Here is a 25,870-nt window from a genome sequence, read left to right as displayed (position 1 = left end):
GTTTAGGAGTCACTTTATGACCGCGCTGAATCCCCTCACCCGTGCCGTCGCACTGGCCTGCCTCGCCCTGTCCGGGAGTGCAGCAATGGCACAAAGCGCCGAGGAGCCGATAAAGGAAGTGGTCGTAACGGCAACCCGCAACAGCAAGAGCGTCGACAAGATCCCAGGCGCGGTGACCGTGATTTCGCAACGCGAACTCGAAGCCCAGTACCTGGTGGCCGACGACCCTTCCGCCGCACTGGCCGCCTACATCCCGGGCTACGCACCAAGCCGCCAGAAAATGAGTTCCACCGGCGAATCGCTGCGCGGCCGCAACGCCCTGATCCTGCTGGACGGCGTGCCGCAAACCAACCCGCTGCGCGGCGGCATGCGTGAAGGCTATGTGGCCGATACCGCCATCATCGAACGGGTGGAAGTGATCAACGGCGCTTCCGCCATGCAGGGCATGGGCGCCACCGGCGGCATCGTCAACTACATTACCAAGTCGCCGAAAGCGGAAGGCACGACCCAGTCGGTCAATGTGCGCATGTCCTCCCAACTGCGGCACGACAGCCTGGACTGGAAAACCGGCTACACCCTGCAGCACAAATCCGGCGACTTCGACCTGCTGGCATTCGGCAGCGTCCAGCAACGCGGCCTCGGTTACGACGGCAAGGGCCGCCCGCTCGGCATCGAAGCGGTGCAAGGCGACACCATGGATTCCGAGGGCACCGACCTGTTCTTCAAGATCGGCAAGAACTTCGGCGACCAGCGCCTGCAACTGACCGTCAACCGCTTCCGCATGGAAGGCGACGGCGATTACGCGCCGGTCGATGCCGTCTACGCGACCGGCACCCCGACCAGCTCCAGGCCAGGCCGGCCGGAAGGTGCACCGCCGCGCAATAAAGTCGAAACCACCAGCCTGGAATACCGCCATAATGCCCTGCTGGGCGGAAGTTTCAATGCGCAGTTGTTCAAGCAGGACTTCGCATCGCTGTACGGCGCCACCAATACCTCCACCTTCCAGGACGTAAGGATCCTGCCTGTGACCAAGCTGTACGACCAGTCCGAAGTGGTGGCCGACAAATACGGCGCCAAGCTGACCTATGTACGCCCCGACACCCTGCTCAAAGGCCTCGAATTCACCGCCGGCCTGGACTACCTGCGCGACCGCACCAAGCAATGGCTGGCAGCCACCGGGCGCACCTGGGTGCCGACCCTCGACTTCACGTCGCTGGCCCCGTTCACCCAGCTTGAATATGAAATCGGCCAGCTGACCGTGCGCGGCGGCATCCGCCACGAAGACGCCAAGCTGAATGTCGACACCTACACCACCCTGGCCGCCTACGGCAACCGCCTGGTGCAAGGCGGCGAGCGCTCCTTCACCAAGAACGTGAAGAACATTGGCGCAGTGTGGCGATTCAGCCAGAACTGGTCCGCCTTCGTCTCCAGCGCCGAGGGTTTCGGCCTGCCGGACGTAGGCCTGGTACTTCGCGCAGTCAACAAGCCGGGTCAATCGGTCGACAAGCTGTTTGACATGGAACCGGTCATCACGCGCAATAACGAGATCGGCGTGAACTGGCGCGGCGCCATGGGCAGCCTCGGCGCCTCGGTCTACGATTCGCGCTCCAAGCTTGGCACGGCGCTGCGTGTGAATTCCGCCGGCATCGGCCAGTTGGACCGGGTACCAACCACCGTGCGCGGCTGGGAAGTATCCGGCGAGCTGCGCGCGTCGAAGCAGTTGTCGGCCTTCGGATCCTATGCCCGCACGATGGGCAAGACCGCCACCACCGCCGGCGCCCCGATGGACGTGCAACTGGGTGCACGCTCGCAAGGCCCGGACAAGCTGGTCGCCGGCACCAATTGGCAATTCATGCCGAAAGCGAACCTGCGCCTGCAGGCAAGCACGCTATTCGACCGCGACATCAATATCGGCCGCAAAGTGAATACGACCCAGCTGGAAGAACACTTCAACGGCTACGCCCTGATCGACCTGGCGGCCAGCTACGATTCCCCATGGGGCAAGCTGGGTATCGGCATCGAGAACTTGGCGGACCGCCAGTACGTCGGCTACTACCCGCAGTCGGTCAACACCAATTACCCGGCTACTGCCGGGCAAAAGATTGACTATAAAGACCCGTCCGGACAGTATGCCGGCCGCGGCCGCACCCTGTCGGTCAGCCTGACCCGCAGCTTCTAGAAATCGGTGCCAAAAGTCGGTGCCAAAGTCGGTACCAGGTCTGTCATTTGGACAGCGGGACCTGACCTTTGATCTATCTCAATACGCGCGCAAATGCCACACACGTCATTTGCGCGCGCCTCAATTATCACTGCGTCTTGATCTGGCGCAAAGGTGCGTCACCGGTGTCCGATTGACAGACCTGGCACCGAATTTAGATTCCCCACTGAACTTTCAGGGTCAGGCCTTTGCTGGATCCTGGCAGGGCGCCGTTGGCGTCTGTCGTGGCGCCGATGGAAACGATGCGGTCGTGCCGGGTGGTGCGCTTGTAGAGCAGCGAGCGGTGGCGGTATCGCTCGCTCCATGGCTCCAGCAATTGCGGCGCCAGGTCCTGGCGCCCCGAGGCGGTGTTCTGCACGATCATGCGCAAGGCGTCGCGCTGCGTGGCATGCAGGGTGCCGACCCAGCGCCATCCTGTATCGCTGAAATCCTGTAGCCTGCGGTGCTTGACCCAGGAACGGTTCCAGCGGTGGTCCGATTCCAGGCTCCAGCCGGCCGGCAGCGGAAAGCGCAGGTTCGCTTCCAGTTCCAGGTTGCCGCCCTGCCCCACCTGGTCCGCTTCCACATCGAGCTGGCGGCCCAGCGTCAGTTCGCCTTTCAGCTTGACGAACCATGAAGATGGCGTGCTTTCAATGCCCATGTGTGCCGCTGGCGTCTGGTGCAGCTTTGCGCCGGTGCGTCCGCGCTGGCGGTCGAAGCCAAGTTCGGCCCAGTAGCGGGTCTGGTGGCCGGCATAGAACCAGATGCCGGGACGTACCCAGCGCTGGACGGTTTCGTGCGACAGGGTGCGGATTTCATGCAACCCCAGGTGCAGCTCCGTCTCGTAGGCTTCAAACAGCGCCAGGTCGCGCGCTCCCGTGCGGCGATTCAGTTCGACATCGCCCTTGATAATGCCGGCCTGCGGCACGAATCCGTTATCGTTGGCGAAGTTGCTGCCGATGACTTCGAGCTGCGCGACATTCGACCAATCGTCGGAACTGTAATTCAACCTGCCGTAACCATAGCCGCTGTTGCGCGCATCGCTGGCCAAGGCCTGCCCCTCGCCGTCGAACTGGGCGGTGGTGCGCGACGCCATGGCCGTCCACGCGAGCTGCAGATGGCCGTCGCCATTGGCCGAAGTACGCCATTGGCCGTCGGCGCCAAACACGCTGTTGCGCGCACCGGCGCCGTAATCGCGGTCGGACAGGAAGACGCCGGCTACGGCTTCTTCGCCATGGCTGCGGGCGCGCAGCAACGTCACTTTGCTGTCGCCGGCACTGGCGTGTTCCTGCGTTGCGTAGGGGCTGCCGCGCATCACTACGCCGCCGGCGCGGTCGTCCAGCGCCAATGCCGTGGCATCTGCGTCGGTGCCGCGCCATGTGGCGCGCATGCCCCAGCGCGGATCGGCCACCGTGCGCGAGTAGAACGCCGGCAGGCGCATTCCCAGCACGTCGGCACTTTCAAGAAAGAAGCCGCGTTTTTCCGGCAGGCTCAATGCAATGCGGTTGGTGCCGTTGCTGGTCGGGGCGTCGATCTCCACCTGCGAGAAGTCGGGATTCAGCGTGGCGTTGAAAACCCAGTCGGCGCGCGGACGGGCGCTGATGTCCATGCCAGGACTGGTCCGGCTGCTGCTCTTGCCGTAGTCGCGTTTGAATCGCTGCGTGAGCTCGGGGCGGAATTCCCAGAATGCCTTGTCCTGCACCGTCGGCAGCACCTGTGCCATGCCGTCGATTTCCTCCATCTCGGCGATGAAATGCAGCGACTCTTTCTTCAGCGGTGCACTAAGCAGCAGCATATTGTCTTCATGCGGCACGCTGCGCTCCAGCATCAGGCGCCACGGTTTGCCTTCGCCGTACGGGAAGCGCAGGCTCGATAGCGGCCAGCGCACTTCCATCGTATAGCCATCGGGCAGCAGGTGGACTGCGCTCTCCACCGGGTAGTCGGGACCAAGGTCTTCCTCGTCTTCGTCGGCGCGGTAGATGCCGTCGCTCATGACGCCGGCGACGTTGACGCGCACGAATTGCGCCGAGCGGCCATGGCCGGTCGGGTCAATCCAGATGCCGATGAAATCCTGGTCGCGGTCGACCTTGTCGCGCCGCGCCAGCGTGCCGTTCAGGGTCTTCGGGTCGCCGTTCCAGGCCCGGATGCCGAACACCAGCGCGTCCTTGTCTACCAGGACGCGCAACGTCGTGCGCAGGTGTCCCGGCGCCTCGCGCCCATCTTCCGGCTGGTATTGATAGAAGCGCGAGTTGACCGGCGCAAGCTGCCAGGCCGCGTCGTCGAGGCGGCCATCGAGCTGCAGGGAAAGCGCCTGCGGCGCCACGTGCACCGCGATACTGCGGCGTTTTGGCTCTTCGCTCTCGGCGGCAAACAATGGGATGGATACAGCAAACTGGGAAAAAACCAGGAAGCGTACAAAATTTCGGGGAAACATGATCTAGATTATAGATTTGTCAATTCGGCCCTGGCAAGCGAACATACGGGTGATAGCATGATCGCCACTTCAATGAGGGATTCATGGGATTGACCTGTCAACAGCTCACATGCCGCCGCGGCCGCAGCACCTTGTTTGCGGGCGTCAGCTTTTCGCTGCAAGCCGGCGAGGCGCTCTGGGTGCAGGGCCGCAATGGCAGCGGCAAGACCACCCTCCTGCGCTCCCTGTGCGGACTCGCCCTGCCCGACCGTGGCGCAGTGCATTGGGAGGGCCAGCCTATCCTCGCCACGCGCGCGCATTATCATTCCCAATTGCTCCACATCGGCCATGCGGACGGATTGAAGCCCGACCTGCTGGCATGGGAAAACCTGGCGCTGGGCGGCCTGCCCGGTGAACGATGCAGCCGCGTCGATGCATTGCGGGCGCTCGATGCCATTGGGTTGAAGGCGGAAGCCCAGCGCCCGGTGCGCCTGCTGTCGCAAGGCCAGCGCAAGCGCGTGGCCCTGGCCCGCCTGCTGCTCTCGCCTGCCCGCCCCTTGTGGATCCTCGACGAACCGCTGGCGGCCCTGGACCAGGACTCCGCCGCACAAGTCGGCGGGATCCTGCAGGCGCATTGCGCGCGCGGCGGCATGCTGGTACTGACCACCCACCAGGACCCGGCCCTGCCTGGCGCACGCCGGCTGCAGCTGGACGCAGCATGCTGAAAGCGGCCAGCCAGTTGATGCAGCGCGACCTGCTGCTCGCCCTGCGGCGGCGCAGCGATGCGCTGATGCCGCTGGGCTTTTTCCTTGTCACGACAACGCTGTTCCCGCTGGCGATCGGCCCGGATTCCAAACTATTGCGCAGCGTGGCGCCCGGCATCGTATGGGTAGCCGCCTTGCTGGCCTCCCTGCTTGGCCTGCAACGCCTGTTCGCCGACGACCATGCAGACGGCTCGCTCGAACAATTGCTGCTGTCGCCGCTACCGCTGGAAATCCTGGTGCTGGCCAAGGTGCTGGCGCACTGGCTGACCTCCGGCCTGCCGCTGCTGGTACTGGCGCCGCTGGTGGCCTTGCAGTACGGGCTCGAAGCCGAGGCAATGGGCGTGCTGTGGTTTGGGCTGCTGCTTGGCACGCCGGTCCTGAGCCTCCTGGGCAGCATTGGCGCCGGCCTGGCGCTGGGCGCGCGTGGCGGCAGTGTCCTTGTTGCGCTGATATTGATGCCTCTGTATATTCCCTTATTAATTCTTGGTAGTTCCGCAGTTGTAGCCGCCGGTGACGGTACCGGCAGTGCGCCCCACCTGATGTTGTTGGGCGCCCTGCTGGCCGGGTCGCTGGCTGCTGCGCCATGGGCTACTGCCGCAGCGCTGCGGATCGCACACGAGTAGGACGGAGTTCAGCATATGAATCAACCGTATTATTCCACCGCAAACGGCGCTAAGCGCCGCCTCACGGTATTCACTTTCGCCTCCCCCCGCAATTTCCATTACCTGGCTGGCCGCCTGATCCCGTGGTTTACGGCGCTCGGCGTCCTGACAGGGTTGGCAGGCCTGCTTATCGGCCTGCTGGTCGCCCCGACCGATTTCCAGCAAGGCGACGCTTACCGCATCATCTTTGTCCACGTGCCCGCGGCGTGGATGTCGATGCTGATCTATATGGCGATGGCGGGATGGGCCGGGTTCGGACTGGCCTACCACACCGGTGTCTCGTCGATCATGGCCAGCGCATTGGCCCCGACCGGAGCGCTGTTCACTTTCCTCGCGCTATGGACTGGCGCCCTGTGGGGCAAACCGACCTGGGGTGCCTGGTGGGTATGGGATGCGCGCCTGACGTCGGAGCTGATCCTGCTGTTCCTCTATCTTGGTTATATGGGACTGCACGCATCGATCGCCGACCCGCGCCGCGCCGATCGCGCTGCTGCGGTACTGGCCCTGGTCGGTGCTGTGAACATCCCGATCATCTATTTTTCGGTTTATTGGTGGAACACCCTGCACCAGGGGCCGTCCGTCACGCTTGGCAACGCTCCAACCATGGCGCCTGCCATGCTGGCCGCAATGCTGTTGATGGTGGCGGCGTTCTGGTGTTATGGGATTGCAGTCGCGCTGCGCCGCGCCCGCTGCATCGTGCTGGAACGGCACGGCAGCGCTGCCTGGCTGCGCCGGAGGACGAAATGAATTGGCATAGCTTGCAGGACTTCCTTGCCATGGGCGGCTACGGCTCCTATGTATGGGGCTCGTTTGGCGTGGTATCTGGACTGATGATGCTCGAAGTATGGGCGCTGGCACGACGCGAGCGCGAGGCGCAGGCCGCCGTCGCCAGCACTAACGAAGAAGGTACAGCATGAAGCCGCGTCACCAACGCCTCGCCCTGATCGGCGCCAGCCTGGCCGCATGCGGTATCGCAGCGACGCTGGTGCTGTCCGCCTTCCGCGATAACCTGGTGTTCTTTTTCACGCCCTCGCAAGTGGTGGCCGGTGCCGCCCCGCGCAGCGGCATTTTCCGCATCGGCGGCCTGGTGGAACAAGGCAGCGTGCGGCGCCTGGACGACGGCCTGACCGTCAGCTTCGTCATTACCGACAATGTGCAGAAGGTACCGGTGCATTACCAGGGCACGCTGCCCGACCTGTTCAAGGAAGGTAAAGGCGCCGTGGCACAAGGACGCCTGGGCCAGGGCGCGCTGTTCCTGGCGCAGGAAGTGCTGGCCAAGCATGATGAAAACTATATGCCGAAGGAAGCAGCGCACGCGCTGGAACAAGGCCGTGCACCGGCGTCCCTGAAAGGCTTGCCATGATCGCCGAAGCAGGCAATTTCGCGCTGGTGCTGGCCTTGCTGCTGGCGACTGTGCAGGGTTTCCTGCCGCTGGCGGGAGCGCAGCGTGGCGACGTGCGCTGGATGGCGCTGGCGCGGCCGGCCGCAGCGGGGCAGTTCATCTTCAGTTCGCTGGCTTTCGGCTGCCTGTTCTACGCCTTGTACGCCAACGACTTTTCGCTGCGCTATGTGGCCCAGCATTCGAACACGCTGCTGCCGTGGCAATACCGGTTGAGCGCGGCCTGGGGCGGGCATGAAGGTTCCCTGCTGCTGTGGACATGGCTGCTGTCGGCATGGACTTTTGCCGCAGCCTTCCTGTCGCAGCAGCTGCCGCGCGAGGTGCAGGCGCGCCTGGTCGGCGTGCTTGGCCTGGTGGCCGTAGGCTTCCTGCTGTTCCTGATCCTGACCTCCAATCCGTTCCTGCGCATGCTGCCGGCGGCGCCGGATGGCAACGACCTGAATCCCCTGCTGCAGGACGCCGGCATGATCGCGCACCCGCCCCTGCTGTATATGGGTTACGTCGGCTTCTCGGTGACCTTTGCCTTTGCCGTCGCCGCCTTGCTGGGCGGCCGGCTCGATACATCGTGGGCGCGCTGGTCCCGGCCCTGGGCATTGGCGGCGTGGAGTTTTCTCACCCTGGGCATCGCCATGGGCAGCTTCTGGGCCTATTATGAATTGGGCTGGGGCGGCTGGTGGTTCTGGGATGCGGTGGAAAACGCTTCCTTCATGCCCTGGCTGGTCGGCACGGCGCTGCTGCACTCGCTGATCGTGACGGAAAAGCGCGGAACCTTCCGCAGCTGGACCGCACTGCTGGCCATCCTGGCGTTTTCGCTGTCGCTGCTGGGAACCTTCCTGGTGCGCTCCGGCGTACTGACGTCGGTGCACGCCTTCGCCACCGATCCGCGCCGCGGCGCCTTTATCCTGGCCTACCTGGCCGTGGTGGTCGGCGGCTCGCTGCTGCTGTACGCATGGCGGGCGCCGCGGCTGCGCCAGCGCACCGTGTTTTCGCCGCTGTCGCGCGAATCGCTGCTGCTGCTGCAGAACGTGGTGATGCTGGCGGCGACGGGCACGGTGCTGCTTGGAACGTTGTACCCGCTGGTGCTGGACGCGCTCGGCGCCGGCAAGATCTCTGTTGGCCCGCCCTATTTTGAAAAAGTCTTGGTACCCATGATGCTGCCGGTGCTTCTGCTGGTCGCAGCAGGCCCGTTCGCGCGCTGGCGCAACGGGACGCTGGCGCAGTTGGCGCGCCGCCTGCGCTGGCCGGCCGCCATTGCGCTCGGCGTTGGCTTCGGCGCCGCGCTGATGGCGCGCGGTTCCGTGATGTCTTCGCTCGGCCTGCTGCTCGCCGCGTGGATTCTTCTCGGCACCGGCTGGCAATTGCTGCAGCAACGCGGCAACCTGGCGCGCCAGCCCCGTTCCTGGTGGGGCATGCTGGCGGCGCATGCCGGCCTGGCGGTGTTCGTGATCGGCGTCACCATGGTCAAGGGGCATGAACTGGTGCAGGACGTGGTACTGGCACCCGGCCAGCAAGCGTCGCTCGGTGAGTACAGCTTCACCTTGCACAAGCTGGAAGACACGCGCGGGCCGAACTATACCGCCCTGCGCGCCAGCGTGGCCGTTGCGCGCGAGGGACGGACGGTGGCGCTTCTTTATCCCGAGCAGCGCCGTTATACGGTGGCACAGGACACCATGACCGAAGCTGCCATCGAACGCAGCCTGATGCGCGACCTGTACGTATCGCTGGGCGATTCGGCTGGCGACGGGCGCTGGCTGCTGCGCATCCAGCTCAAGCCCTTCGTCGGCTGGATCTGGGGCGGATGCGTGCTGTTTGCCGTCGGCGGCCTGCTGGCGGCGTCCGATCGCCGCTATCGCGCCGCACGCCAGGCTCGCCATCCCGCCTCGTCGCCGGCGCCGGTGCCGCCCCTGGTGGCAATGCCCTTGCTGCAGGAGCCTCAATGAAACGTTTCATCCTTCCCGCCGGACTGTTCGCGGTACTTCTTGCCTTACTCGGCATTGGCTTGCAGCGCAACCCGCGCGAGCTGCCGTCGCCCTTGATCGGCAAACCCGTACCGCAATTCGCGGCGCAATTGCTGGATAACCCTGCCGCCACCGTCTCGCCTGCCAAAATGCAGGGACGGGTATGGGTGCTGAATGTCTGGGCCTCCTGGTGCGAGGGCTGCCGCATCGAGCACAAGGACCTGATGGACCTGTCGCGTGCCGTCGACGCTCCGGTAATCGGCCTCAATTACAAGGACCAGCGCGACGACGCCCTGCGCTGGCTGCGAAACAACGGCAATCCATATCGCCAGATTGCGTTCGACCATGACGGCCGCATCGGCATCGATTTCGGCGTCTACGGCGTGCCGGAGACCTTTGTCATCGACCGTCGCGGCATTATCCGCATGAAGCATATCGGCCCGCTGTCCGCGCCCGATGCGCGCGAACGCGTGGCCCGCATGGTGAAGGAGCTGGCCAATGGCTGACACCACAAGCGCCGCTTCGCTGGACGCGCGCACCATGACGCTGGCCGGCGAGCTACGCTGCCTGGTATGCCAGAACCAGAGCCTGGCGGACTCGCACGCTCCGCTGGCGCTCGACCTGCGCGACCAGATCCACCAGCAACTGGCCCAGGGCCGCAGCGAGCGGCAAGTGGTGGACTTCATGGTGCAGCGCTATGGCGACTTTGTCCTTTATGAACCGCCCCTGAACACCAGCACCGCCCTGCTCTGGTTCGGCCCCCTGCTGCTGCTCGCGGCAGGTGTCGTGGCGGTGCGCAGCTTCTGGAAGGGCAAGCAATGAGCATCTTCATCGCCATCATCGCCGTCATGTCCGCCATTGCGCTCGGCTGCGTCGTACCACCGCTACTGCACAGCACCGTGGTCGCCGATCCTGCGCCGGCATCGGGCGAGCCGATTGTGCGGCGGCCGCAAACACGCCTTGCCTTGCTGCTCACCGTGCTGCTGCCGGCTGCGGCGGTCGCCATTTATATGCAGGTTGGCCGGCCGGACGCGCTGGCCATGCCACCGGAGCTGCTGTCAGCTGCCGCTACGCCAACCGACCATGGCCCGTCGGAAGAAGACATCCCTGCCATGGTGGAGCGCCTGGCGGAGCGGCTTCGCACACAGCCCGACGATATCGACGGCTGGCACATGCTGGCGCGCTCCTACGGCGCGATGAACCGCTACGCAGATGCAGCCAAATCCTACGCTCACCTGGCCGCGCTGCTGCCGCAGGACGCCGGCGTATTGGCCGACTATGCAGATGCGCTGGCCACCGCGCAAGGCGGGGCATTGGCCGGCGAGCCGGAACGCCTGGTCGAACGCTCGCTCGCCATCGACCCGCAACAAGCGAAAGCGCTCGCCCTCTCCGGCAGCGCGGCCTTCGCCCGTGGCGACTTCGCGCGCGCGGAGAAACAATGGCAAGCCGTCTTGCCGCTGGTTCCCGAGGATTCGGAATTCGCCCGCTCGACGCAAGCCGGCATCGCCGAAGCGCGCGTGCGCCAGGGCCTGCACGCGGCAGCGCCTGCAGCGAGCACACCGGCCGGCAGCACGGCGTCGTCGCGCCTGTCCGGCACCATCCGGCTTGCGCCCGGCAGCGCGATACCCTCGGCCGGCCAGACGCTCTTTATTTACGCCCGCGCCGCCGTGGGATCGCCGATGCCGCTGGCGGCAATCAAGCGCCCGGCAAGCGGTTTTCCGCTGCAGTTCGCCCTTGACGACAGCAACGCGCTGGCATCCGGCAAGCACCTTGCCGACGCAGGGCCACTGATCGTGGGAGCACGGATATCGACCAGCGGCAGCGCCACGCCGCAAGCGGGGGCGCTGGAAGGCCAGGCCGGACCGGTTGCCGCCGGCGCACATGGAGTGGTAATCGAACTCGCCATCCCGCGCCCGGCAGCTAAATAGTTTTGCATAAAACAAAGCACTTGATCTGCGCTAATTTAACGATGCACCTTTCTACATAAAATGGTGAACAAATGGAAAACAAAGAACCCGCAGCCACCAAGGCGCAAGAATTGAAGGTCTTCCTGTTCATGACGGTGGTCCTTGCCCCGATCCTCGCGGTAGCAACAGTAGGCGGCTATGGATTCATCATCTGGATGTTCCAGATGCTCACCGGCCGCCTGCCAGGTGCATGATCATGGCCGCCGAAATCCACATCGCCGGCATCATTGTCCACGCTACTCCCGCCCAGGTTGCGGAAGTGCGTGCCCAGCTAGCCATCCTGCCCCGCTGCATCGTGCACGCCGCTGAAGCTGACGGTCGATTGATCGTCACGCTCGAAGCGGAAAGCGCACCCCGAACGCTCGATGCGATGGACGCCATCCGGGCCCTGCCCGGCGTCCTCAACGTCACCCTGGTTTACCAGCATGCCGAACCCGCCAACTCAATGGACGAGGAACTACAATGAAACAAACTCGCCGTGATTTCATCACACAGACTGCCGCAATGACGGCAGCCGCCACCGCCGGCATCCAGCTGCCTGCCGCCGCCTCCAATGTCGTCACCGACGCTACCAGGACCCAGCTCAAATGGAGCAAGGCGCCCTGCCGCTTCTGCGGCGTCGGCTGCGGGGTCAACGTCGGCGTCAAGGACGGACGTGTGGTGGCTACGCATGGCGACATCAACGCCGAAGTCAATCGCGGCGTCAACTGCGTCAAAGGCTACTTCCTGTCGAAGATCATGTACGGCGCCGACCGCCTGACGCAGCCGCTGATGCGCATGAAGAACGGCAAATACGCCAAGGACGGCGAATTCCAGCCTGTGACGTGGAATGCCGCCTTCGATGAAATGGCCAGGCAGTTCAAGAAGGTGCTGAACGAAAAAGGCCCGACCGCGGTCGGCATGTTCGGCTCCGGCCAATGGACCATCTGGGAAGGCTACGCCGCCTCCAAGCTGATGAAGGCCGGTTTCCGCACCAATAACCTCGATCCAAACGCGCGCCACTGCATGGCGTCCGCCGTGGCGGGATTCATGCGCACCTTCGGCATGGACGAGCCGATGGGCTGCTACGACGACATCGAAGTGGCTGACGCCTTCGTCCTGTGGGGCTCCAATATGGCGGAAATGCACCCGATACTTTGGACCCGCATTACCGACCGCCGCCTGTCCAACCCGCACGTGAAAGTCGCCGTGCTGTCGACTTATGAGCACCGCAGCTTCGAGCTGGCCGACCAGCCCATCATCTTCACGCCGCAGACCGACCTGGCGATCCTGAACTACATCGCCAACTACATCATCAAGAACAACCGCGTCAACAAGGACTTCGTCAACAAGCACACCCGCTTCGTGATGGGCAACAAGGACATCGGCTACGGCCTGCGCCCTGAGCATCCGCTGCAAAAGGCGGCCGCCAATGCCGGCGACGTCGGCGGCGGCAAACCGAGCTCGCTCGAGGAATTCGCAAAATTTGTCAGCGCCTATGACGTGGAATCGGTATCGAAACTGAGCGGCGTTTCGCGCGACCGCCTGGAACGCCTGGCCGAACTGTATGCCGATCCCAAGACCAAGGTGACTTCCTTCTTCACCATGGGCTTCAACCAGCATACGCGCGGCACCTGGTGCAGCAACCTGCTGTACAACATCCACCTGTTGACGGGCAAGATCTCCTCGCCGGGTAACAGCCCGTTCTCGCTGACCGGCCAGCCTTCCGCCTGCGGCACGGCACGCGAGGTGGGCACCTTCTCGCACCGCCTGCCGGCCGATATGCTGGTGGCTAATCCCAAGCACCGCGAGATTGCTGAAAAAATCTGGAAGCTGCCGCCGGGGACCATCCCTGACAAACCGGGCTTCCACGCGGTCCTGCAAAGCCGCATGCTCAAGGACGGCAAGCTGAATGCCTATTGGGTCATGTGCAACAACAATATGCAGGCCGGCCCGAACGTGATGGGCGAAATCCTGCCTGGCTGGCGCAACCCGGATGCTTTTGTCGTGGTTTCCGATCCCTACCCGACTGCCAGCACCACGGCGGCCGACGTGATCCTGCCAACGGCCATGTGGGTGGAAAAAGAAGGCGCCTACGGCAATGCGGAGCGCCGCACCCAGTTCTGGCACCAATTGGTGAGCGCCCCGGGCGAGGCACGTTCCGACCTGTGGCAGTTGATGGAATTCTCGAAGCGCTTCAAGATGGAAGAAGTGTGGCCGGCGCCGCTGCTGGCTGCCATGCCGGCATACAAGGGCAAGACGCTGTTCGACGTCCTGTACCGTAACGGCCAGGTCGACAAGTTCCCGGTCACGCAGATCGAAACGGGCTACCAGAACGACGAAGCGAAGGCCTTCGGTTTCTATCCGCAGAAAGGCCTGTTCGAGGAATACGCAAGCTTTGGCCGCGGCCACGGCCATGACCTGGCGCCGTTCGATTCCTACCACCAGGCGCGCGGCCTGCGCTGGCCTGTGGTCGACGGCAAGGAGACGCGCTGGCGCTACCGCGAAGGCCTGGACCCTTACGTCAAGAAAGGCGAGGATGTGCGTTTCTACGGCCATCCGGACGGCAAGGCGGTGATCTTCGCGCTGCCTTACGAGAAGCCGGCCGAGTCGCCGGACAAGGAATACCCGTTCTGGCTCTCCACCGGCCGCATGCTGGAGCACTGGCACACCGGCACCATGACGCGCCGCGTGCCGGAGCTGTACCGCGCCGTGCCGAATGCGGTCTGCTTCATGCACCCGGAGGATGCCAAGGAACTTGGCGCGCGGCGCGGCGACCTGATCGAGGTCAAGTCGCGGCGCGGCATGATCCAGACCCGCGTAGAAACGCGCGGCCGCAACCGGCCGCCGCGCGGACTGGTGTTCATCCCGTTCTTCGACGCCAGCCAGCTTGTGAACAAGGTAACGCTGGACGCTACCTGCCCAATCTCTTTGCAGACTGACTACAAGAAGTGTGCAGTCAGCATCCGCAAAGTCTAGGAGCCATGGCCATGAAAAAATTTGCATTCCTCCTCGCCCTCCTGCTGCCTCTGTCGGTCCTGGCCCAGGTGCCGGCGCCGCGTGCCCTCGACAATATGCGCGGCCCGACGCCGCTGGCTGAAACCACCAAGCCGGCGCCGATGGTGAATCCGGATAACAGCGACATCAAGCGCGTACGCAATTACTCGATGCAGCCGCCCGTCATCCCGCACAAGATCGAGGGCTACCAGACCGACAAGAGCGCCAACCGCTGCATGATGTGCCACGCCCGTACCCGCACCCAGGAAAGCCAGGCGCCGATGATCAGCGTGACGCACTTTCAGAACCGTGACGGCAACTTCCTCGCCGAGCTGTCGCCGCGCCGCTACTTCTGCCTGCAATGCCACGTTCCGCAAACGAACCTCGAGCCGCTGGTGCCGAACCAGTTCAAGGACGTCGACACGATGCTGAACCAGGCCGCGCCTGCCGCACCGGCCAAGCACAAATAAGGAGGCTCCATGTTCAGGCTGATCAAAAACTACTGGAACGTCCTGCGCCGCCCAAGCCTGCACCTTAGCCTGGGCTTCCTGGTGATCGGCTCCTTCGTGGCGGGGGTGGTGTTCTGGGGCGGCTTCAACACCGCCATGGAAGCCACCAACACGGAGAAATTCTGCACCGGCTGCCACGAGATGCGCGACAACGTCTATCCGGAGCTGCAGCGCACCATCCACTTCTCCAACCGCACCGGCGTGCGTGCCAAGTGCTCCGACTGCCACGTGCCTCACGAGTGGACCAGCAAGATCGCCCGCAAGATGCAGGCTTCGAAGGAGGTTTGGGGCAAGGTGTTCGGCACTATCGACACCCGCGAGAAGTTCGAAGGGCACCGCCTCCAACTGGCCGGCAATGAATGGCGGCGCATGAAGGCCAACAACTCGCTCGAATGCCGCAATTGCCACCAGTTCGATTCGATGGACTTCACGCGCCAGAGCAAGCGCGCGGTGGATGCCCACTCGACCCAGCTGGCCAGCGACGAAAAGACCTGCATTGACTGCCACAAGGGCATCGCGCATACCCTGCCGGATATGTCAGGCGTCAAATAGCTTGCGATAAGCCGACGGCGAGCTATGGAAGGCGGCGCGGAAGTGCTGCCTTAACGATAGCGCGCTGCCGAACCCTGCCGCCTGCGCCACCGCTTCGATCGATGCATCGCTCGTTTCCAGCATGCGCTGGGCGTGGGCCAGGCGCTGGTTCAGCAGCCATTGCTTGAACGAGGTGCCGGTGGCCTGCCGGAAGTGGCGGGTAAAATTGCGGCGGCTCATGGCCGCGCGCTGCGCCAGTGCATCCAGGCTATGCTCTTGCGCCAGCCGGTGCTGCACCCAGTCCAGCACCTGAGCCAGCCGGCCGTCGCTGGCGGTGACCGGCAGCGGGCGGTTGATGAACTGCGCCTGCCCTCCTTCGCGGTGCGGCGCCACCAGCAGGCGGCGCGCCACCATGTTCGCATAGTCGGCACCCTGCAGTTTGCGCAGCAGGTAAAGCGAGCAATCCAGGCTCGCTGCCGCGCCGGCCGACGTCAATACGTCGCCCTCATCCACGTATAGAACTTCCTCATCAACCTTCACCTGCGGACAGCGTTCGGCCAGTTGGCCGGCAAACGCCCAATGCGTGGTGACCGTGCGGCCATCAAGCAGGCCGGCTTCCGCCACCGGGAAAGCGCCCAGGCACAAGCCGACGATGGTCGAACCGCGGGCGTGGGCCTTCCGCAGCGCCTGCAACAGCGACGGCGGCGATGGGCGGCAGTCGTCGTGCCAGGTAGGCATGATGACGATGTCCGCGCCGTCCAGCGCACGCAGGCTTTTTCTCGTTGCTATGTCGAAGCCGGCGGTCGTGCGCAAGGGGCCCTTTTCGGCGGCGCAGACCGTGACATCGTACAAATGCTCGGCGTGCGCTCCGCCGAAAACCAGGCAAGGCACGGAAAGATGGAACGGGGTTATGCCATCGAAGGCAATAATGGCCACTTTTTTACGCATGACCCGATTATATCGCAGGTTGTCTCTTGGGCCACTGTTGCAAACATGGCGCCGGGCGCAGAATCTCTTCCATCAACAACCCTGATGGAGGAAATACCATGCCACGCCGCGCCCTGATCGTGATCGATGTACAAAACGAATACTTCTCCGGCAAGCTGCCGATCGAATACCCGCCGGTCGAGCAATCGCTGCCCAATATTGTCCAGTCCATGAAAGTGGCCCGCGAAAGCGGCATACCGGTGGTGGTGGTGCAGCACGACACGCCTGCCGGTGCGCCTGTTTTCGCGGTGGGCTCGGATGGCTGGCAACTACACCCGCAAGTCGCGGCACTGGGCGCCGACCTTGTCATCAACAAGAAACTGGCCAGCAGCTTCGCCGGCACCGGCCTGGCGCAATGGCTCGCCGACAAGCAGGTCGACACGCTGACGATTGCCGGCTACATGAGCCACAATTGCAATGCTTCGACCATCATCGAAGCGGCACATATGGGGCTGGCGGTGGAATACCTGGCCGACGCTAGCGGTTCGCTGCCTTATGAGAATGCGGCCGGCCGCGCGACGGCGGAAGAAATCCACCGCATCTTCAGCGTCGTGTTCCATTCCAATTTCGCAGCCGTGACGACCACGCGCGAATGGGCCGACGCTGTCGGCGCCAATCAGGCACTGGCCAAGGACAATATCTACCTGTCCAATGCACGCGCCAGGCAGCTCGCCTGAGTTCCTTACTCGAAGTACGGCTCGGCGCTTGTGATCTTGCCGACCAGGAAGGCGTCGGCCACTGCCTGCAATGGGGTGATGTCGACGTCGGAATGGCCGACAGCAACCAGGCGCAGGAAGTGCTCGTACATGGCCGGATATTCCCGCTCCGGCTCGTCGAGCACGACCTTCCCGTTCACCTCCATGATGCGGCCGCCCAGGTGCAGCGCCATGCTGTCGCCGGCAAGCGATTCCACGAAAATGCTCCAGGTTTGCTGGCCCGCTTGCAGGAAGTCGAACTCCGCGTCGATCGGGACGCCGCGCCCACTCACCATCTCCAGTTCGGCCTGGATTGGGGCGCTGCAGTTGGATGGCACGTGCAAGGCCGCCTTGCGCACCAGTGCATGCCCGCCCAGGAGCCCGGTCAGGATCGACAAGGCGTTGATGCCGGGATCGAACACCCCCATGCCACCGGCTTCAAAGATCCACTTCTGGCCGGGATGCCATTGCCGCACGTTCTCCTTCCAGCAGATCCGGATCGACTTGATGGGACGCGCCAGCATCCAGTTGCGTGCACTTTCCACACCGGGGGCGAAGCGCGAGTGCCAGCCTGCCAGCGCCGTCACGCCATGCCGGGCTGCCATGGCGGCGATGGACGCGGCTTCGCCCAGCGTTGCTGCCGGCGGCTTTTCCAGGAACACGTGCTTGCCGGCTGCAATCGCCTCACGGGCAAGCTGGTGGCGCACTTGCGGAGGGGTGCAGATCGCCACCGCCTCGATTTCCGGATGGGCCGCAAGCATGCTTCCCATGTCCTGGTAATGCACCACGCCTTCCGGCGCACTGGCGGGCGAGCAACCCGCTACCAGCTGCAGCCCCTTGATGCCGCGAATCGCAGGAATATGCTGGTCAACCGCGATTTTGCCCAGGCCAACCAATCCAATTTTCAATGCCATGCCAAACTCCATTCAGCGGCCAATATCGACACGATACACCGGCGTTACTTTTACCCCGTGCAGCTGCGCCACCTGCGCCTGGCCATTGAATGCCGGACGGTGTTCCTTTGGCAGGTAGATCGGCGCATCGGCGCGCAGCGGCAGCACGGTCAGCGTCAGCGCACTTTGCGCACGCGCCGCCAGGTTGTTCAGGCCGAATTGCCAGCGCTGGCCGTTGTAATACCAGTCGTCCACCATGCGCGTACCGTCGAACAGGCGTGCCAGGTCGCCGGTGAAATCGATCTCCAGCAGCGCCGCGTCCACCCCTTTCGGACGGGTCGAGCCGAGCGACAGCTCCCACGCGGCGGAATTGCCGAAGACTTCCGCGTCCGGCTGGACTGCTGCCTTGGCGTTGCCGCCAATTTTAATCGGCGGAACCGGTTGTGCGGCGCGCAGCTCGCGTGCCGATACTGCCAGCGCCTGGGCCGGCAGCGTTGCCTCGACCACCTGGAACAGGCCCTCCTTGCCGTGCACCTTGAGCTCCGTGCTGCCCTTGAGCGGCAGCGGCAAGGCCGGGAAAACGGCGGCGCGGAAGGCAGGGCTGCCCGCGGAACGCAATACCAGCCGGCCGCCGGCGAAGTGCGCCTGGCTCTCGCTGATGACCAGGCGGCGCTCGCCCTGCAGCTGCCCGATCGCCAGTTGGCGCGCCTGCTGTTGCGACAAGACCAGCACCGTCACTGGACGCTTACCGGCGCAGTCCAGCGTGAGGGCAGCATCGAGCCCTGGCTGGACGCCCTCCACCAGCACCCCCGCCGCAGCATCGGCCACCCGTCCGCGCGCCGCCTTGACGCAACCGCGCGCCGCGCCCTCCAGCGCGAATTCAGGCGTAATACCATCCTGCGCCGCAAAGACGTACACGCTGCCCGCCTTGCCGCGTTCCAGGCGCGCCACCGGTTGCACGGTAGCGTAGCGCAGTCGGTAGCCATCCAGGTCGAAATTGATTGGCCAGAAGAAGTAGCTGCCGGCAGCCACGTCCACCGGCTGGCGCGGCAGTTTCACCGACTGTCCGGCCAGTTTTACGTCGAACTGTACTTGCTTCAGTTCCGGCAGCGCATACTGGCGGATATGGCCGTTATAGAACAGGAAGGCCTGCTCGCCCTTGCTGCGCACCGACCAGCGCGGCCTCGACAGGTCGGCCGGACCAGCCGGCACCACGGCCGGTTTGCGCACGGTCATTGGCGCCAGCCGCGCGCCGAAGTCGTTCATGAAATAATGGAACGGCCGCAGGTAAGCCAGCACTTCGCGCTGCTGCCCGTCGGGGCCCAGCGGCGCATTGAAGTCGTAGTTGATGGCCGGGGTATCGTTATAGCCGCCGGTACGGGTACTCTCTTCCATGGTCGTCAGGCCGACCGGATTGCGGCCGCCATGGAACATGTAGTAACCCATCAGGTTGACGCCGGAGCCCATTTGCACCGGCAGGGTGGAAGCGATATCGTCCGGCGACACCAGGGTCCGGCGGCGATACATGGCCGGCAGGCCGGCGCCGTATTCCGCGCCGAGGAAGGGCGTGCGCTCCATATCGGTTTCCGCCGTGCCCTGCTGCGTGGCACGGGTTTGCGCACCAAGGTCACCGCTGACGCGCGTGTCGAAGCGGAAGGCGTAGGTTTCTTTCGGCGGCAGCTCGGTGGTGCTGGTGGCCCAGGGTTCGTCCTGGTAGCCGCCGAACACCGGCACCACTTCGCCGGACGGGTACAGGGTCTGGTCCCAGCCGGTCACGGTGTAGAACGGCACATCGATGCCGGCCTTCAGCGCCATGCCTTTAAGGGTGGAGATGTGCTGCGCGCCCCGGCCCGGGCCGGCCAGGTTGTATTCGTTTTCAATCTGCGCGCCGATGACTGGACCGCCCTGTTTCCACAGCAAGCCGTCCACCTGCTTCCCGATTTCGCGGTAGAAGCGGTCCACGTATTTCAGGTATTGCGAGTCGTCCTGGCGGGTCGGCATGGCGTCCACCACCCAGTCGGGAATGCCGCCGTAACGCACTTCCGCGTGCGACCAGGGGCCGACGCGTATCCATACCTCCAGCCCGGCCTTGTTGGCCAACCGGATAAAGCGCCGCAGGTCGCGGTTGCCGCTCCAGTCGAACTTCCCTTGCTTCTCCTCGTGATGGTTCCAGATGATGTAGCTGGCCACCACGTTGATGCCGGCCGACTTCATCTTGGCCAGCTCGGACTCCCAGCTAGCCGCCGGGCTGCGCGAATAATGGAATTCGCCCATCACCGGCAGCCAGGGCTGGCCGTCACGCGTCAGGTACTGGTTGTTAATGCCTAGCACATGGCCGCCGGGTGCGGCGGCAGTGCCCATCTTGATATGGCCGGACAAAGGCGCCGGTGCGGGAGCGCTGGCGTCGACTGCCAGCACCTGCCCGGCCTGGGCAGCGTGAACGAAAGCCATCGCGGCCAGGCAAAGTGTGTTGCGGATCATCGGCATGCCTCAATCAGAACTTGTAGCTCAGGCCCAGGTTGTAGCGGCGGCCATATTCCATCACGTTCTGCATGTAGGGATTATTGGACTGGGTTTCCACCACTTTCTGGTTGGTGATGTTGTCCAGGCCCAGGCGCAGTTGCAACTGCGGGGTCAGCCACTTCGAGAAGTTGGCGGAGACATAGGTCTCGGCTGGATTCTCGATCATGTAGCCGGCGGTCCAGCGCGGCATGCGTACGAAGGCGCTATGGTAGTTGGCCGACAGGCGTGCTTCGTAACCGGCCTTTTCGTACCACAGGGTCAGGCCGCCGTTACGCTTCATCAGGCCCACCATCGGGTAATCGTTGGTGTATTCCTTGATGTCGCTGTCGTTGTACGAGAAGTTCGCAGCCACGCCCAGGCCGTCGAACGGCGCCGGCAGGCTGGTGAAGGCATGCTGTGCCACCAGCTCCAGCCCGCGCACATTGCCGCCCTTGCCGTTCACGGAACGGGTCAGGGTTGCAGCACGGCCGTTGACCGTGGTGTCGTCGGTGGTGATACCGATGTAGTCCGACACCTTCTTGTAGAACACGCCAGCCGACAGCAGCGAGCCTTTCTCGAAGTAATACTGCCACGACAGGTCGACCTGGTTCGACATCATCGGCAGCAGGCCCGGATTGCCGGCGCTGCCGGTAATCGGCTGCTGCGATCCTGGATTGGTGTCGACCGCCAGTTGGCGCGATGCGCGCATTTCATCCATCGGCGCACGCGACATGGCGCGCGCCACGCTGAAACGCAGCTGCTGCTTTTGCGCCTGGTCCAGGTTGAAGATCAGGTTCACGCTAGGCAGCACGCGGGTGTACGATGCGCCGCCTTCCGCCGCGGTTGGCGCGGCGCCGTTGATCGACTCCATGCCGGTGCCGGTCTGCCTGGTGTGCGCCACGCGCACGCCGGCATTGCCGCGGAAGGTCTTGCCGAACAATTCGCCCTCCAGGTCGGCCTGGGCATAGACGCTGCTGTTCTTTTCCTTGACTTTCCAGCCGGCCAGCAAGTCGTTTGCGGTCGGGGTGCGGCCAGCCGGGCTGAAGGCGTTGGCGCCCCACAGGCTGGTGGCGGCGCCCGTGAAGTCCTTCAGCACGATGAAAGGTGCAAAGCCGGATACGTTCACCGTTTCGTAGGCCGAGTCCGGGATGGCGCTATTGGAAGGCAGGTTCCAGGTGGTCTGGTGGTATTTTTTCTCGCGGTCGGCGAAGCGTGCGCCGAACTTGATGCGGCTTACCACGCCGGCATCGAGCGGGCGCCAGGCGCTCAGTTGCGCGGAGGTCAGGCGGTCTTCAACGTGGCCGTCGGTATCGACGTACAGGGTCGGGTTACCGAAGGCAGCCGGGTTGCCCGAATCGTGGCTGAAGCTGAAGTCCTGGCTTTCGTCGCCCGTGAAAGCCCATTTGATGGTGCCGGGATTCAGGGAAAACTGGCGCACGTCGCGCCATTGGCTGTCGCGGCCGGCCGAGGACGTAGCGATATCGGCATCCACTTTCCATTCCCCGACATTGAACTTGCCGTTCAAGCCCGCGGCCAGGTTGTCCATGTCCTGCGTCCACAGCGTGCTGTTGGTGGTCAGGCCCACGTTGTTCACGGTGGCGCCAACTACATAGCCGTTGCGGATATCGAGGTTCGAATAACTGGCGCTCTGCCAGCCATCCCAGTTACCCAGGTCGCCGGTCCAGTGCGACATGGCCGGTTCGCGGATCCTGTTCTTGGCGTAGTACACGTCGGCGGTCACCAGCGCATCCGGACTGGCCTTCCATTCCACCTTGCCCAGCACGCTGCCGCGCTCATTGGTGCCGCGTTTCAGTTCAGTCTCAAAGCCCCATGGCGTCTTGTCCACTTTGCCGTCGCCATTGATGTCGGCCGAGTGATCCTCATTGAAGCCCCAGTGGTTCTTGCGCTTCTCGACCGAAGGCTGCTTCTGGTAGCTGAAGGCCAGCGCCACGCCGACATTCTTGTCGGCGTACTGGTCGATGTAGATGCCGCCCAGGCGCGGGCGAACCGCCTTGGTATCGAGGTCGCGCGCTTCCGGGTAGTACAGTGCGTCCGCCTTCAGTGAAGCCTGGCGGCCGCTATATTTGAGCGGCGACACGGTTTGCAGGTCGATGCTGGAGGCGACGCCGCCTTCCACCAGGTCGGCATTCTGGGTCTTGTAGACGATGGCGCCGGACAGCGATTCGGACGGGAACTGCTCGAAGCGCACAGCGCGGTTCGGCTCGGACGAAGCCAGCTCGCGCCCATTCAAGGTGGCTCCGATGAACCGCTCGCCCATGCCGCGCGCCACGATCTGGCTGGCGTTGCCGCGATCCAGCCCGGCTGCCAGGCCTGGCAGGCGGGCCAGCGATTCGGCAATGGTGGTATCCGGCAGCTTGCCGATATCTTCGGAAGCGACCACTTCCACCATGCTGTTCGAATTTTCCTTGACGCTCAGGGCACTGCGCACCGAAGCGCGGATGCCGGAAACTGTAACCTTCTGGATCGAGGGCTCTTCGGCCTGCTGCGCGAAAGCGGCCGGAATTGCCGGCAGCAGGAACAGCGACTTCACCAGCAAACTGATTTTCTTCTGCTTCATGATTCTTTTATTTTCTCCGTAGTTTTTATATGTGATTCGTTGTATTACCAGAGTGCTCCATAGATAACGGCCAGCAGCACGCACACCACGGCCGATCCGATGGCGAAGCCGCGGTCGACGCGGAACAACTGGCGGTCGACCACCATGGCTTTTGCTTCGCCGTCGCGCCGTCCCATAAGGCTGATCAGCACCATGCCCGCCACCACGGCCCAGAACACCAGGAACATGCGGTCAATGAACGGGATCTCGTAGACACCGCTGCCGTTATCGGCCGCGAAGCCGATCGGCGCCAGGAAGTGCAAGTCCATCATCGCCGGCAGGAACTTGAGGATGATGGAGAACACCAGCCCGCCTACGGTCGCGAACATGGCGGCTGCATTGGTCGCCTTCTTCCAGAAGAACCCAAGCAGGAACATGGCCAGGATGCCTGGCGAAACAAAGCCGGTGTATTCCTGGATGTACTGGAAACCGCCCTTCTTGTCGATGCCCAGCATCGGTGCGATCAGCACCGCAATTGCCATCGACGCCACCACGGTAAGGCGGCCGACCCACACCATGCGCTCTTCGCTCGCTGCGGGTGCAAATTTCTTACGATAGATATCCAGGGTAAAAATGGTGGCGATACTGTTTGCCTTGCCAGCCAGCGAAGCCACCACGGCCGCAGTCAATGCCGCGAATGCCACGCCGCGCAAGCCGTCCGGCAGCAATGCCAGCAGGGTCGGATAGGCGCGGTCCGGATTCAGCTCGCCGCCCTGGCGCAAGGCGCCGCCCAGCGCACCCGCCTGGTCCAGCGCAAAAGCCGCAATACCGGGCAGCACCACGATCACGGGCATCAGCAATTTCAGGAATGCTGCGAACAGCAGGCCTTTGCGCGCGGTCGGCAGGTCCGCGCCCAGCGCGCGCTGCGTGATGTACTGGTTGCAGCCCCAGTAATTCAGGTTGGCGATCCAGATGCCGCCCAGCAGGATGCTCAGGCCGGGCAAGTCCATATAGCTCGGATGGTCGCGCGTCAGCACCATGTCGAAATGGCCGCGGGCACGGGCGAACAGCTCGGTGGTACCGTGCAGCGCGCCCTTGCCGCCGCCCAGGCCGGCCACCAGGTCCAGCGCGATCCAGGTCGTCACCAGGCCGCCGATCACCAGGCACACCACCTGGATCACGTCGGTATAGCCGATCACCTTCATGCCGCCCAGCGTAATGACCGTCGCGAACACCGCCAGGAACAGCATGCAGGCGCCCACGCTCAAGCCGGAAATGCTGCTGATCGCAATCGCACCGAGATAGAGGATGGAGGTCAGGTTGACCACGATGTACAGGCCAAGCCAGAACAGCGCCATGGTCATCGCCACGCCCTTGCCATAACGCTGCTCGAGGAACTGCGGCATGGTGTAGATGCGGTTTTTCAGGTAGACCGGCATGAAGTAGATGGCCACGATGACCAGCGTTGCCGCCGCCATCAGCTCATACACCGCGATCGCCATGCCGATCTTGAAGCCGGAGCCGCTCATGCCGATGAACTGCTCGGCGGAGATATTGGAAGCAATCAGCGAAGCGCCGATGGCCCACCAGGTCAGCGATCCTTCCGCCAGGAAGTAGTCGCGCGAGGCCGAGCCGGAACTGCTGTTCTTGCGGCGATAGACCCAGATGCCATATGCCGCGACCACGGCGAAGTAGATGAGGAAGACGATCGAGTCGAGCGGGGTGATTTTCATAGGGTGTGCGTCTCTGTTTGCAAATGCAATGAAACATTTGCTTATCATTAATAGGTGTAGATTAACGAATTGGCTATTCCGTAGATATGAGGAATAACCATTAAGCTATGATTTTATGGAATAGCTCTTTCACCCCCCCATGCCGCCACACAATTGCGAATGAGAATCATTCTTGTTGATTTTGGCCGATAAACTCCATAGAATTCGCCTCTCCCGTGTTTAATCGACAAGTTGAGGGGTTATGGAGTCTATCGATGGTCCTGTTGACTGGAGCGCGATGTTCGCTGCGCACCGCCCGGCGCTGCAACGCGCCGCCTACAAGGTGCTTGGCAATGTCGAACGGGCCCAGGACGTAGTACAGGACACCTACCTGAAACTGTCCGAAGCTGGCCATGCCTTCGAGGCCCGCCAGCCGCTGGCCTACCTGTTCCAGGTGGTGCGCAACCTGGCGATCGATGCACAGCGCCGCGCAGCACTGGAAGCGAAGGTATTCGTCGATGAAGAAGACGGCCTGCAAGTTCCCGCTTCCATCGGCACCCCGGAATCGCTGACTGTCAGCCGGCAGGACCTGCGCATTGTGGCCGACACCCTGGCCGCCCTGCCCGCCCGCACGCGCCAGGCCTTCGAACTGCACAGGCTAGGCGGCCACACACAGCGCGAGATTGCCGACCAGTTTGGCGTTTCCGTCACCCTGGTCAACTTCATGATCCGTGACGCGATGACCGCCTGCGCCAACGCCCTCCATCAACCCGGCTGATAAAGCCAGGCGCAACCCATCTGTCATATACAATGCCAGCCTATACTCATCGGCATTGTTTGTTTCCATGGCAAATTCCCGCGACAACGATCCGGTCTGGCAGGCTGCGCTGGACTGGGTGCTCCGTGCACACGCGCAGCCACTCGACGCCGCGACCGCGCCCGCCCTGGCTGCCTGGCTGGAGCAGGACCCCGTCCACCGCAAAGCATATGAAGAAGCGTCGCGCGTCTGGTTGCTGACCGGCCTCATGCCGCCGGCCGCTGACCGGGGCAAATAAAAAAACCTGAAAATCCCCTAAACATTCCCAAGCCTGCTTCGTCATCGTAAATGAGAATCATTCAGTCAAGCTGAATGGTGCCATTTCTACCGA

Annotated in this window: 24 protein-coding genes; 18 read left to right on the top strand and 6 right to left on the bottom strand. The window is 63.5% G+C overall.

Annotated features, from left to right (window positions below):
• Positions 1-16 precede the first annotated feature (16 nt).
• Entirely contained in the window at positions 17-2,179 is a 2,163-nt protein-coding gene (locus ASD07_RS04410) for a TonB-dependent receptor (RefSeq protein ID WP_229207054.1), read from the top strand.
• Between the two features lie 193 nt (positions 2,180-2,372).
• On the opposite strand, the gene ASD07_RS04405 is transcribed toward ASD07_RS04410, so the two are convergent.
• Positions 2,373-4,631, bottom strand: coding sequence for a DUF5916 domain-containing protein (locus ASD07_RS04405; RefSeq protein ID WP_055925880.1), 2,259 nt, complete (start codon positions 4,629-4,631; stop codon positions 2,373-2,375).
• Positions 4,632-4,714: 83 nt separating this feature from the next.
• Between ASD07_RS04405 and ccmA the strand changes: the two genes are divergently transcribed.
• The 14 genes from ccmA to ASD07_RS04345 all read left to right on the top strand — a co-directional run bounded on the left by ccmA (position 4,715) and on the right by ASD07_RS04345 (position 15,397).
• The gene (gene ccmA / locus ASD07_RS04400) at positions 4,715-5,335 is read left to right on the top strand and encodes a cytochrome c biogenesis heme-transporting ATPase CcmA (protein WP_055925877.1); all 621 of its coding nucleotides are present in this window, start codon (positions 4,715-4,717) and stop codon (positions 5,333-5,335) included.
• Positions 5,329-5,997, top strand: a complete 669-nt coding sequence (gene ccmB / locus ASD07_RS04395; protein ID WP_055925874.1) for a heme exporter protein CcmB — start codon at positions 5,329-5,331, stop codon at positions 5,995-5,997. Before ccmA ends, ccmB begins: the two co-directional genes overlap by 7 nt.
• 15 nt (positions 5,998-6,012) lie before the next feature.
• Positions 6,013-6,783 (top strand): heme ABC transporter permease CcmC, encoded by a 771-nt coding sequence (ccmC, locus tag ASD07_RS04390; protein ID WP_055925871.1) that lies wholly within the window; start codon positions 6,013-6,015, stop codon positions 6,781-6,783.
• Positions 6,780-6,953 (top strand): heme exporter protein CcmD, encoded by a 174-nt coding sequence (ccmD, locus tag ASD07_RS29925; protein WP_082507123.1) that lies wholly within the window; start codon positions 6,780-6,782, stop codon positions 6,951-6,953. Before ccmC ends, ccmD begins: the two co-directional genes overlap by 4 nt.
• Positions 6,950-7,399, top strand: a complete 450-nt coding sequence (gene ccmE, locus ASD07_RS04385) for a cytochrome c maturation protein CcmE (protein WP_055925868.1) — start codon at positions 6,950-6,952, stop codon at positions 7,397-7,399. Before ccmD ends, ccmE begins: the two co-directional genes overlap by 4 nt.
• Positions 7,396-9,375 (top strand): heme lyase CcmF/NrfE family subunit, encoded by a 1,980-nt coding sequence (locus ASD07_RS04380; RefSeq protein WP_055925865.1) that lies wholly within the window; start codon positions 7,396-7,398, stop codon positions 9,373-9,375. Before ccmE ends, ASD07_RS04380 begins: the two co-directional genes overlap by 4 nt.
• Positions 9,372-9,899 (top strand): DsbE family thiol:disulfide interchange protein, encoded by a 528-nt coding sequence (locus ASD07_RS04375; protein ID WP_055925862.1) that lies wholly within the window; start codon positions 9,372-9,374, stop codon positions 9,897-9,899. The genes ASD07_RS04380 and ASD07_RS04375 overlap by 4 nt, the downstream gene beginning before the upstream one ends.
• The gene (locus tag ASD07_RS04370; RefSeq protein ID WP_055925859.1) at positions 9,892-10,215 is read left to right on the top strand and encodes a cytochrome c-type biogenesis protein; all 324 of its coding nucleotides are present in this window, start codon (positions 9,892-9,894) and stop codon (positions 10,213-10,215) included. Before ASD07_RS04375 ends, ASD07_RS04370 begins: the two co-directional genes overlap by 8 nt.
• Positions 10,212-11,321, top strand: a complete 1,110-nt coding sequence (locus ASD07_RS04365; protein WP_055925856.1) for a hypothetical protein — start codon at positions 10,212-10,214, stop codon at positions 11,319-11,321. The genes ASD07_RS04370 and ASD07_RS04365 overlap by 4 nt, the downstream gene beginning before the upstream one ends.
• Positions 11,322-11,392: 71 nt before the next feature.
• On the top strand, positions 11,393-11,554 hold the full coding sequence (locus ASD07_RS29920) for a periplasmic nitrate reductase, NapE protein (protein WP_082507122.1): 162 nt from the start codon (positions 11,393-11,395) through the stop codon (positions 11,552-11,554).
• A gap of 2 nt (positions 11,555-11,556) precedes the next feature.
• Positions 11,557-11,826: a chaperone NapD gene (locus ASD07_RS04360; RefSeq protein WP_162246531.1), complete on the top strand. Its 270-nt coding sequence runs from the start codon at positions 11,557-11,559 to the stop codon at positions 11,824-11,826.
• Positions 11,823-14,318 (top strand): periplasmic nitrate reductase subunit alpha, encoded by a 2,496-nt coding sequence (gene napA, locus ASD07_RS04355; protein ID WP_055925849.1) that lies wholly within the window; start codon positions 11,823-11,825, stop codon positions 14,316-14,318. Before ASD07_RS04360 ends, napA begins: the two co-directional genes overlap by 4 nt.
• Positions 14,319-14,323: 5 nt before the next feature.
• The gene (locus ASD07_RS04350; protein ID WP_055925846.1) at positions 14,324-14,806 is read left to right on the top strand and encodes a nitrate reductase cytochrome c-type subunit; all 483 of its coding nucleotides are present in this window, start codon (positions 14,324-14,326) and stop codon (positions 14,804-14,806) included.
• A 9-nt stretch (positions 14,807-14,815) separates the two neighbouring features.
• Positions 14,816-15,397: a cytochrome c3 family protein gene (locus tag ASD07_RS04345; RefSeq protein ID WP_055925843.1), complete on the top strand. Its 582-nt coding sequence runs from the start codon at positions 14,816-14,818 to the stop codon at positions 15,395-15,397.
• Here the strand turns inward: ASD07_RS04345 and ASD07_RS04340 are convergent.
• Positions 15,383-16,324, bottom strand: a complete 942-nt coding sequence (locus ASD07_RS04340) for a GlxA family transcriptional regulator (protein WP_055925840.1) — start codon at positions 16,322-16,324, stop codon at positions 15,383-15,385. The genes ASD07_RS04345 and ASD07_RS04340 overlap by 15 nt on opposite strands.
• 98 nt (positions 16,325-16,422) lie before the next feature.
• Between ASD07_RS04340 and ASD07_RS04335 the strand changes: the two genes are divergently transcribed.
• Positions 16,423-17,040, top strand: a complete 618-nt coding sequence (locus ASD07_RS04335) for a cysteine hydrolase family protein (protein WP_055925837.1) — start codon at positions 16,423-16,425, stop codon at positions 17,038-17,040.
• A 5-nt stretch (positions 17,041-17,045) separates the two neighbouring features.
• Here the strand turns inward: ASD07_RS04335 and ASD07_RS04330 are convergent, their stop codons facing one another.
• The 4 genes from ASD07_RS04330 to ASD07_RS04315 are packed head-to-tail and all read right to left on the bottom strand — an operon-like array spanning position 17,046 to position 24,743.
• A complete protein-coding gene (locus tag ASD07_RS04330; protein ID WP_055925834.1) occupies positions 17,046-17,972 on the bottom strand; it encodes a Gfo/Idh/MocA family protein in 927 nt (308 codons plus the stop codon).
• A gap of 12 nt (positions 17,973-17,984) precedes the next feature.
• Positions 17,985-20,432, bottom strand: coding sequence for a beta-galactosidase (locus ASD07_RS04325; RefSeq protein WP_156397865.1), 2,448 nt, complete (start codon positions 20,430-20,432; stop codon positions 17,985-17,987).
• Positions 20,433-20,445: 13 nt separating this feature from the next.
• A complete protein-coding gene (locus tag ASD07_RS04320) occupies positions 20,446-23,031 on the bottom strand; it encodes a TonB-dependent receptor (RefSeq protein WP_055925828.1) in 2,586 nt (861 codons plus the stop codon).
• Between the two features lie 44 nt (positions 23,032-23,075).
• Positions 23,076-24,743, bottom strand: coding sequence for a sodium/solute symporter (locus ASD07_RS04315; protein WP_055925825.1), 1,668 nt, complete (start codon positions 24,741-24,743; stop codon positions 23,076-23,078).
• Positions 24,744-24,984: 241 nt separating this feature from the next.
• Between ASD07_RS04315 and ASD07_RS04310 the strand changes: the two genes are divergently transcribed.
• Entirely contained in the window at positions 24,985-25,500 is a 516-nt protein-coding gene (locus tag ASD07_RS04310; RefSeq protein ID WP_055925823.1) for an RNA polymerase factor sigma-70, read from the top strand.
• Between the two features lie 67 nt (positions 25,501-25,567).
• Entirely contained in the window at positions 25,568-25,777 is a 210-nt protein-coding gene (locus ASD07_RS04305) for a DUF4880 domain-containing protein (RefSeq protein ID WP_055925820.1), read from the top strand.
• The last annotated feature ends 93 nt before the right edge of the window (positions 25,778-25,870 follow it).

The sequence above is a fragment of the Duganella sp. Root336D2 genome, assembly GCF_001425005.1.
Lineage (GTDB): Bacteria > Pseudomonadota > Gammaproteobacteria > Burkholderiales > Burkholderiaceae_D > Rugamonas.
The sequence above is the reverse complement of the archived record's forward strand: the minus strand, read 5'-3'. Positions and strand labels throughout refer to the sequence as shown.

Bases quoted from the DNA above. Each gene is read 5' to 3' on its own strand.
- ASD07_RS04325 (WP_156397865.1), bottom strand. From the start codon at position 20,432: ATGATCCGCAACACACTTTGCCTGGCCGCGATGGCTTTCGTTCACGCT.
- ASD07_RS04330 (WP_055925834.1), bottom strand. From the start codon at position 17,972: ATGGCATTGAAAATTGGATTGGTTGGCCTGGGCAAAATCGCGGTTGAC.
- ccmA (WP_055925877.1), top strand. From the start codon at position 4,715: ATGGGATTGACCTGTCAACAGCTCACATGCCGCCGCGGCCGCAGCACC.
- ASD07_RS04305 (WP_055925820.1), top strand. From the start codon at position 25,568: ATGGCAAATTCCCGCGACAACGATCCGGTCTGGCAGGCTGCGCTGGAC.
- ccmE (WP_055925868.1), top strand. From the start codon at position 6,950: ATGAAGCCGCGTCACCAACGCCTCGCCCTGATCGGCGCCAGCCTGGCC.
- ccmD (WP_082507123.1), top strand. From the start codon at position 6,780: ATGAATTGGCATAGCTTGCAGGACTTCCTTGCCATGGGCGGCTACGGC.
- ASD07_RS04410 (WP_229207054.1), top strand. From the start codon at position 17: ATGACCGCGCTGAATCCCCTCACCCGTGCCGTCGCACTGGCCTGCCTC.
- ccmC (WP_055925871.1), top strand. From the start codon at position 6,013: ATGAATCAACCGTATTATTCCACCGCAAACGGCGCTAAGCGCCGCCTC.
- ASD07_RS04310 (WP_055925823.1), top strand. From the start codon at position 24,985: ATGGAGTCTATCGATGGTCCTGTTGACTGGAGCGCGATGTTCGCTGCG.
- ASD07_RS04335 (WP_055925837.1), top strand. From the start codon at position 16,423: ATGCCACGCCGCGCCCTGATCGTGATCGATGTACAAAACGAATACTTC.
- ASD07_RS04350 (WP_055925846.1), top strand. From the start codon at position 14,324: ATGGCCATGAAAAAATTTGCATTCCTCCTCGCCCTCCTGCTGCCTCTG.
- ASD07_RS04360 (WP_162246531.1), top strand. From the start codon at position 11,557: ATGGCCGCCGAAATCCACATCGCCGGCATCATTGTCCACGCTACTCCC.
- napA (WP_055925849.1), top strand. From the start codon at position 11,823: ATGAAACAAACTCGCCGTGATTTCATCACACAGACTGCCGCAATGACG.
- ASD07_RS04340 (WP_055925840.1), bottom strand. From the start codon at position 16,324: ATGCGTAAAAAAGTGGCCATTATTGCCTTCGATGGCATAACCCCGTTC.
- ASD07_RS04370 (WP_055925859.1), top strand. From the start codon at position 9,892: ATGGCTGACACCACAAGCGCCGCTTCGCTGGACGCGCGCACCATGACG.
- ASD07_RS04315 (WP_055925825.1), bottom strand. From the start codon at position 24,743: ATGAAAATCACCCCGCTCGACTCGATCGTCTTCCTCATCTACTTCGCC.
- ASD07_RS04405 (WP_055925880.1), bottom strand. From the start codon at position 4,631: ATGTTTCCCCGAAATTTTGTACGCTTCCTGGTTTTTTCCCAGTTTGCT.
- ASD07_RS04320 (WP_055925828.1), bottom strand. From the start codon at position 23,031: ATGAAGCAGAAGAAAATCAGTTTGCTGGTGAAGTCGCTGTTCCTGCTG.
- ASD07_RS29920 (WP_082507122.1), top strand. From the start codon at position 11,393: ATGGAAAACAAAGAACCCGCAGCCACCAAGGCGCAAGAATTGAAGGTC.
- ASD07_RS04380 (WP_055925865.1), top strand. From the start codon at position 7,396: ATGATCGCCGAAGCAGGCAATTTCGCGCTGGTGCTGGCCTTGCTGCTG.
- ASD07_RS04375 (WP_055925862.1), top strand. From the start codon at position 9,372: ATGAAACGTTTCATCCTTCCCGCCGGACTGTTCGCGGTACTTCTTGCC.
- ASD07_RS04365 (WP_055925856.1), top strand. From the start codon at position 10,212: ATGAGCATCTTCATCGCCATCATCGCCGTCATGTCCGCCATTGCGCTC.
- ccmB (WP_055925874.1), top strand. From the start codon at position 5,329: ATGCTGAAAGCGGCCAGCCAGTTGATGCAGCGCGACCTGCTGCTCGCC.
- ASD07_RS04345 (WP_055925843.1), top strand. From the start codon at position 14,816: ATGTTCAGGCTGATCAAAAACTACTGGAACGTCCTGCGCCGCCCAAGC.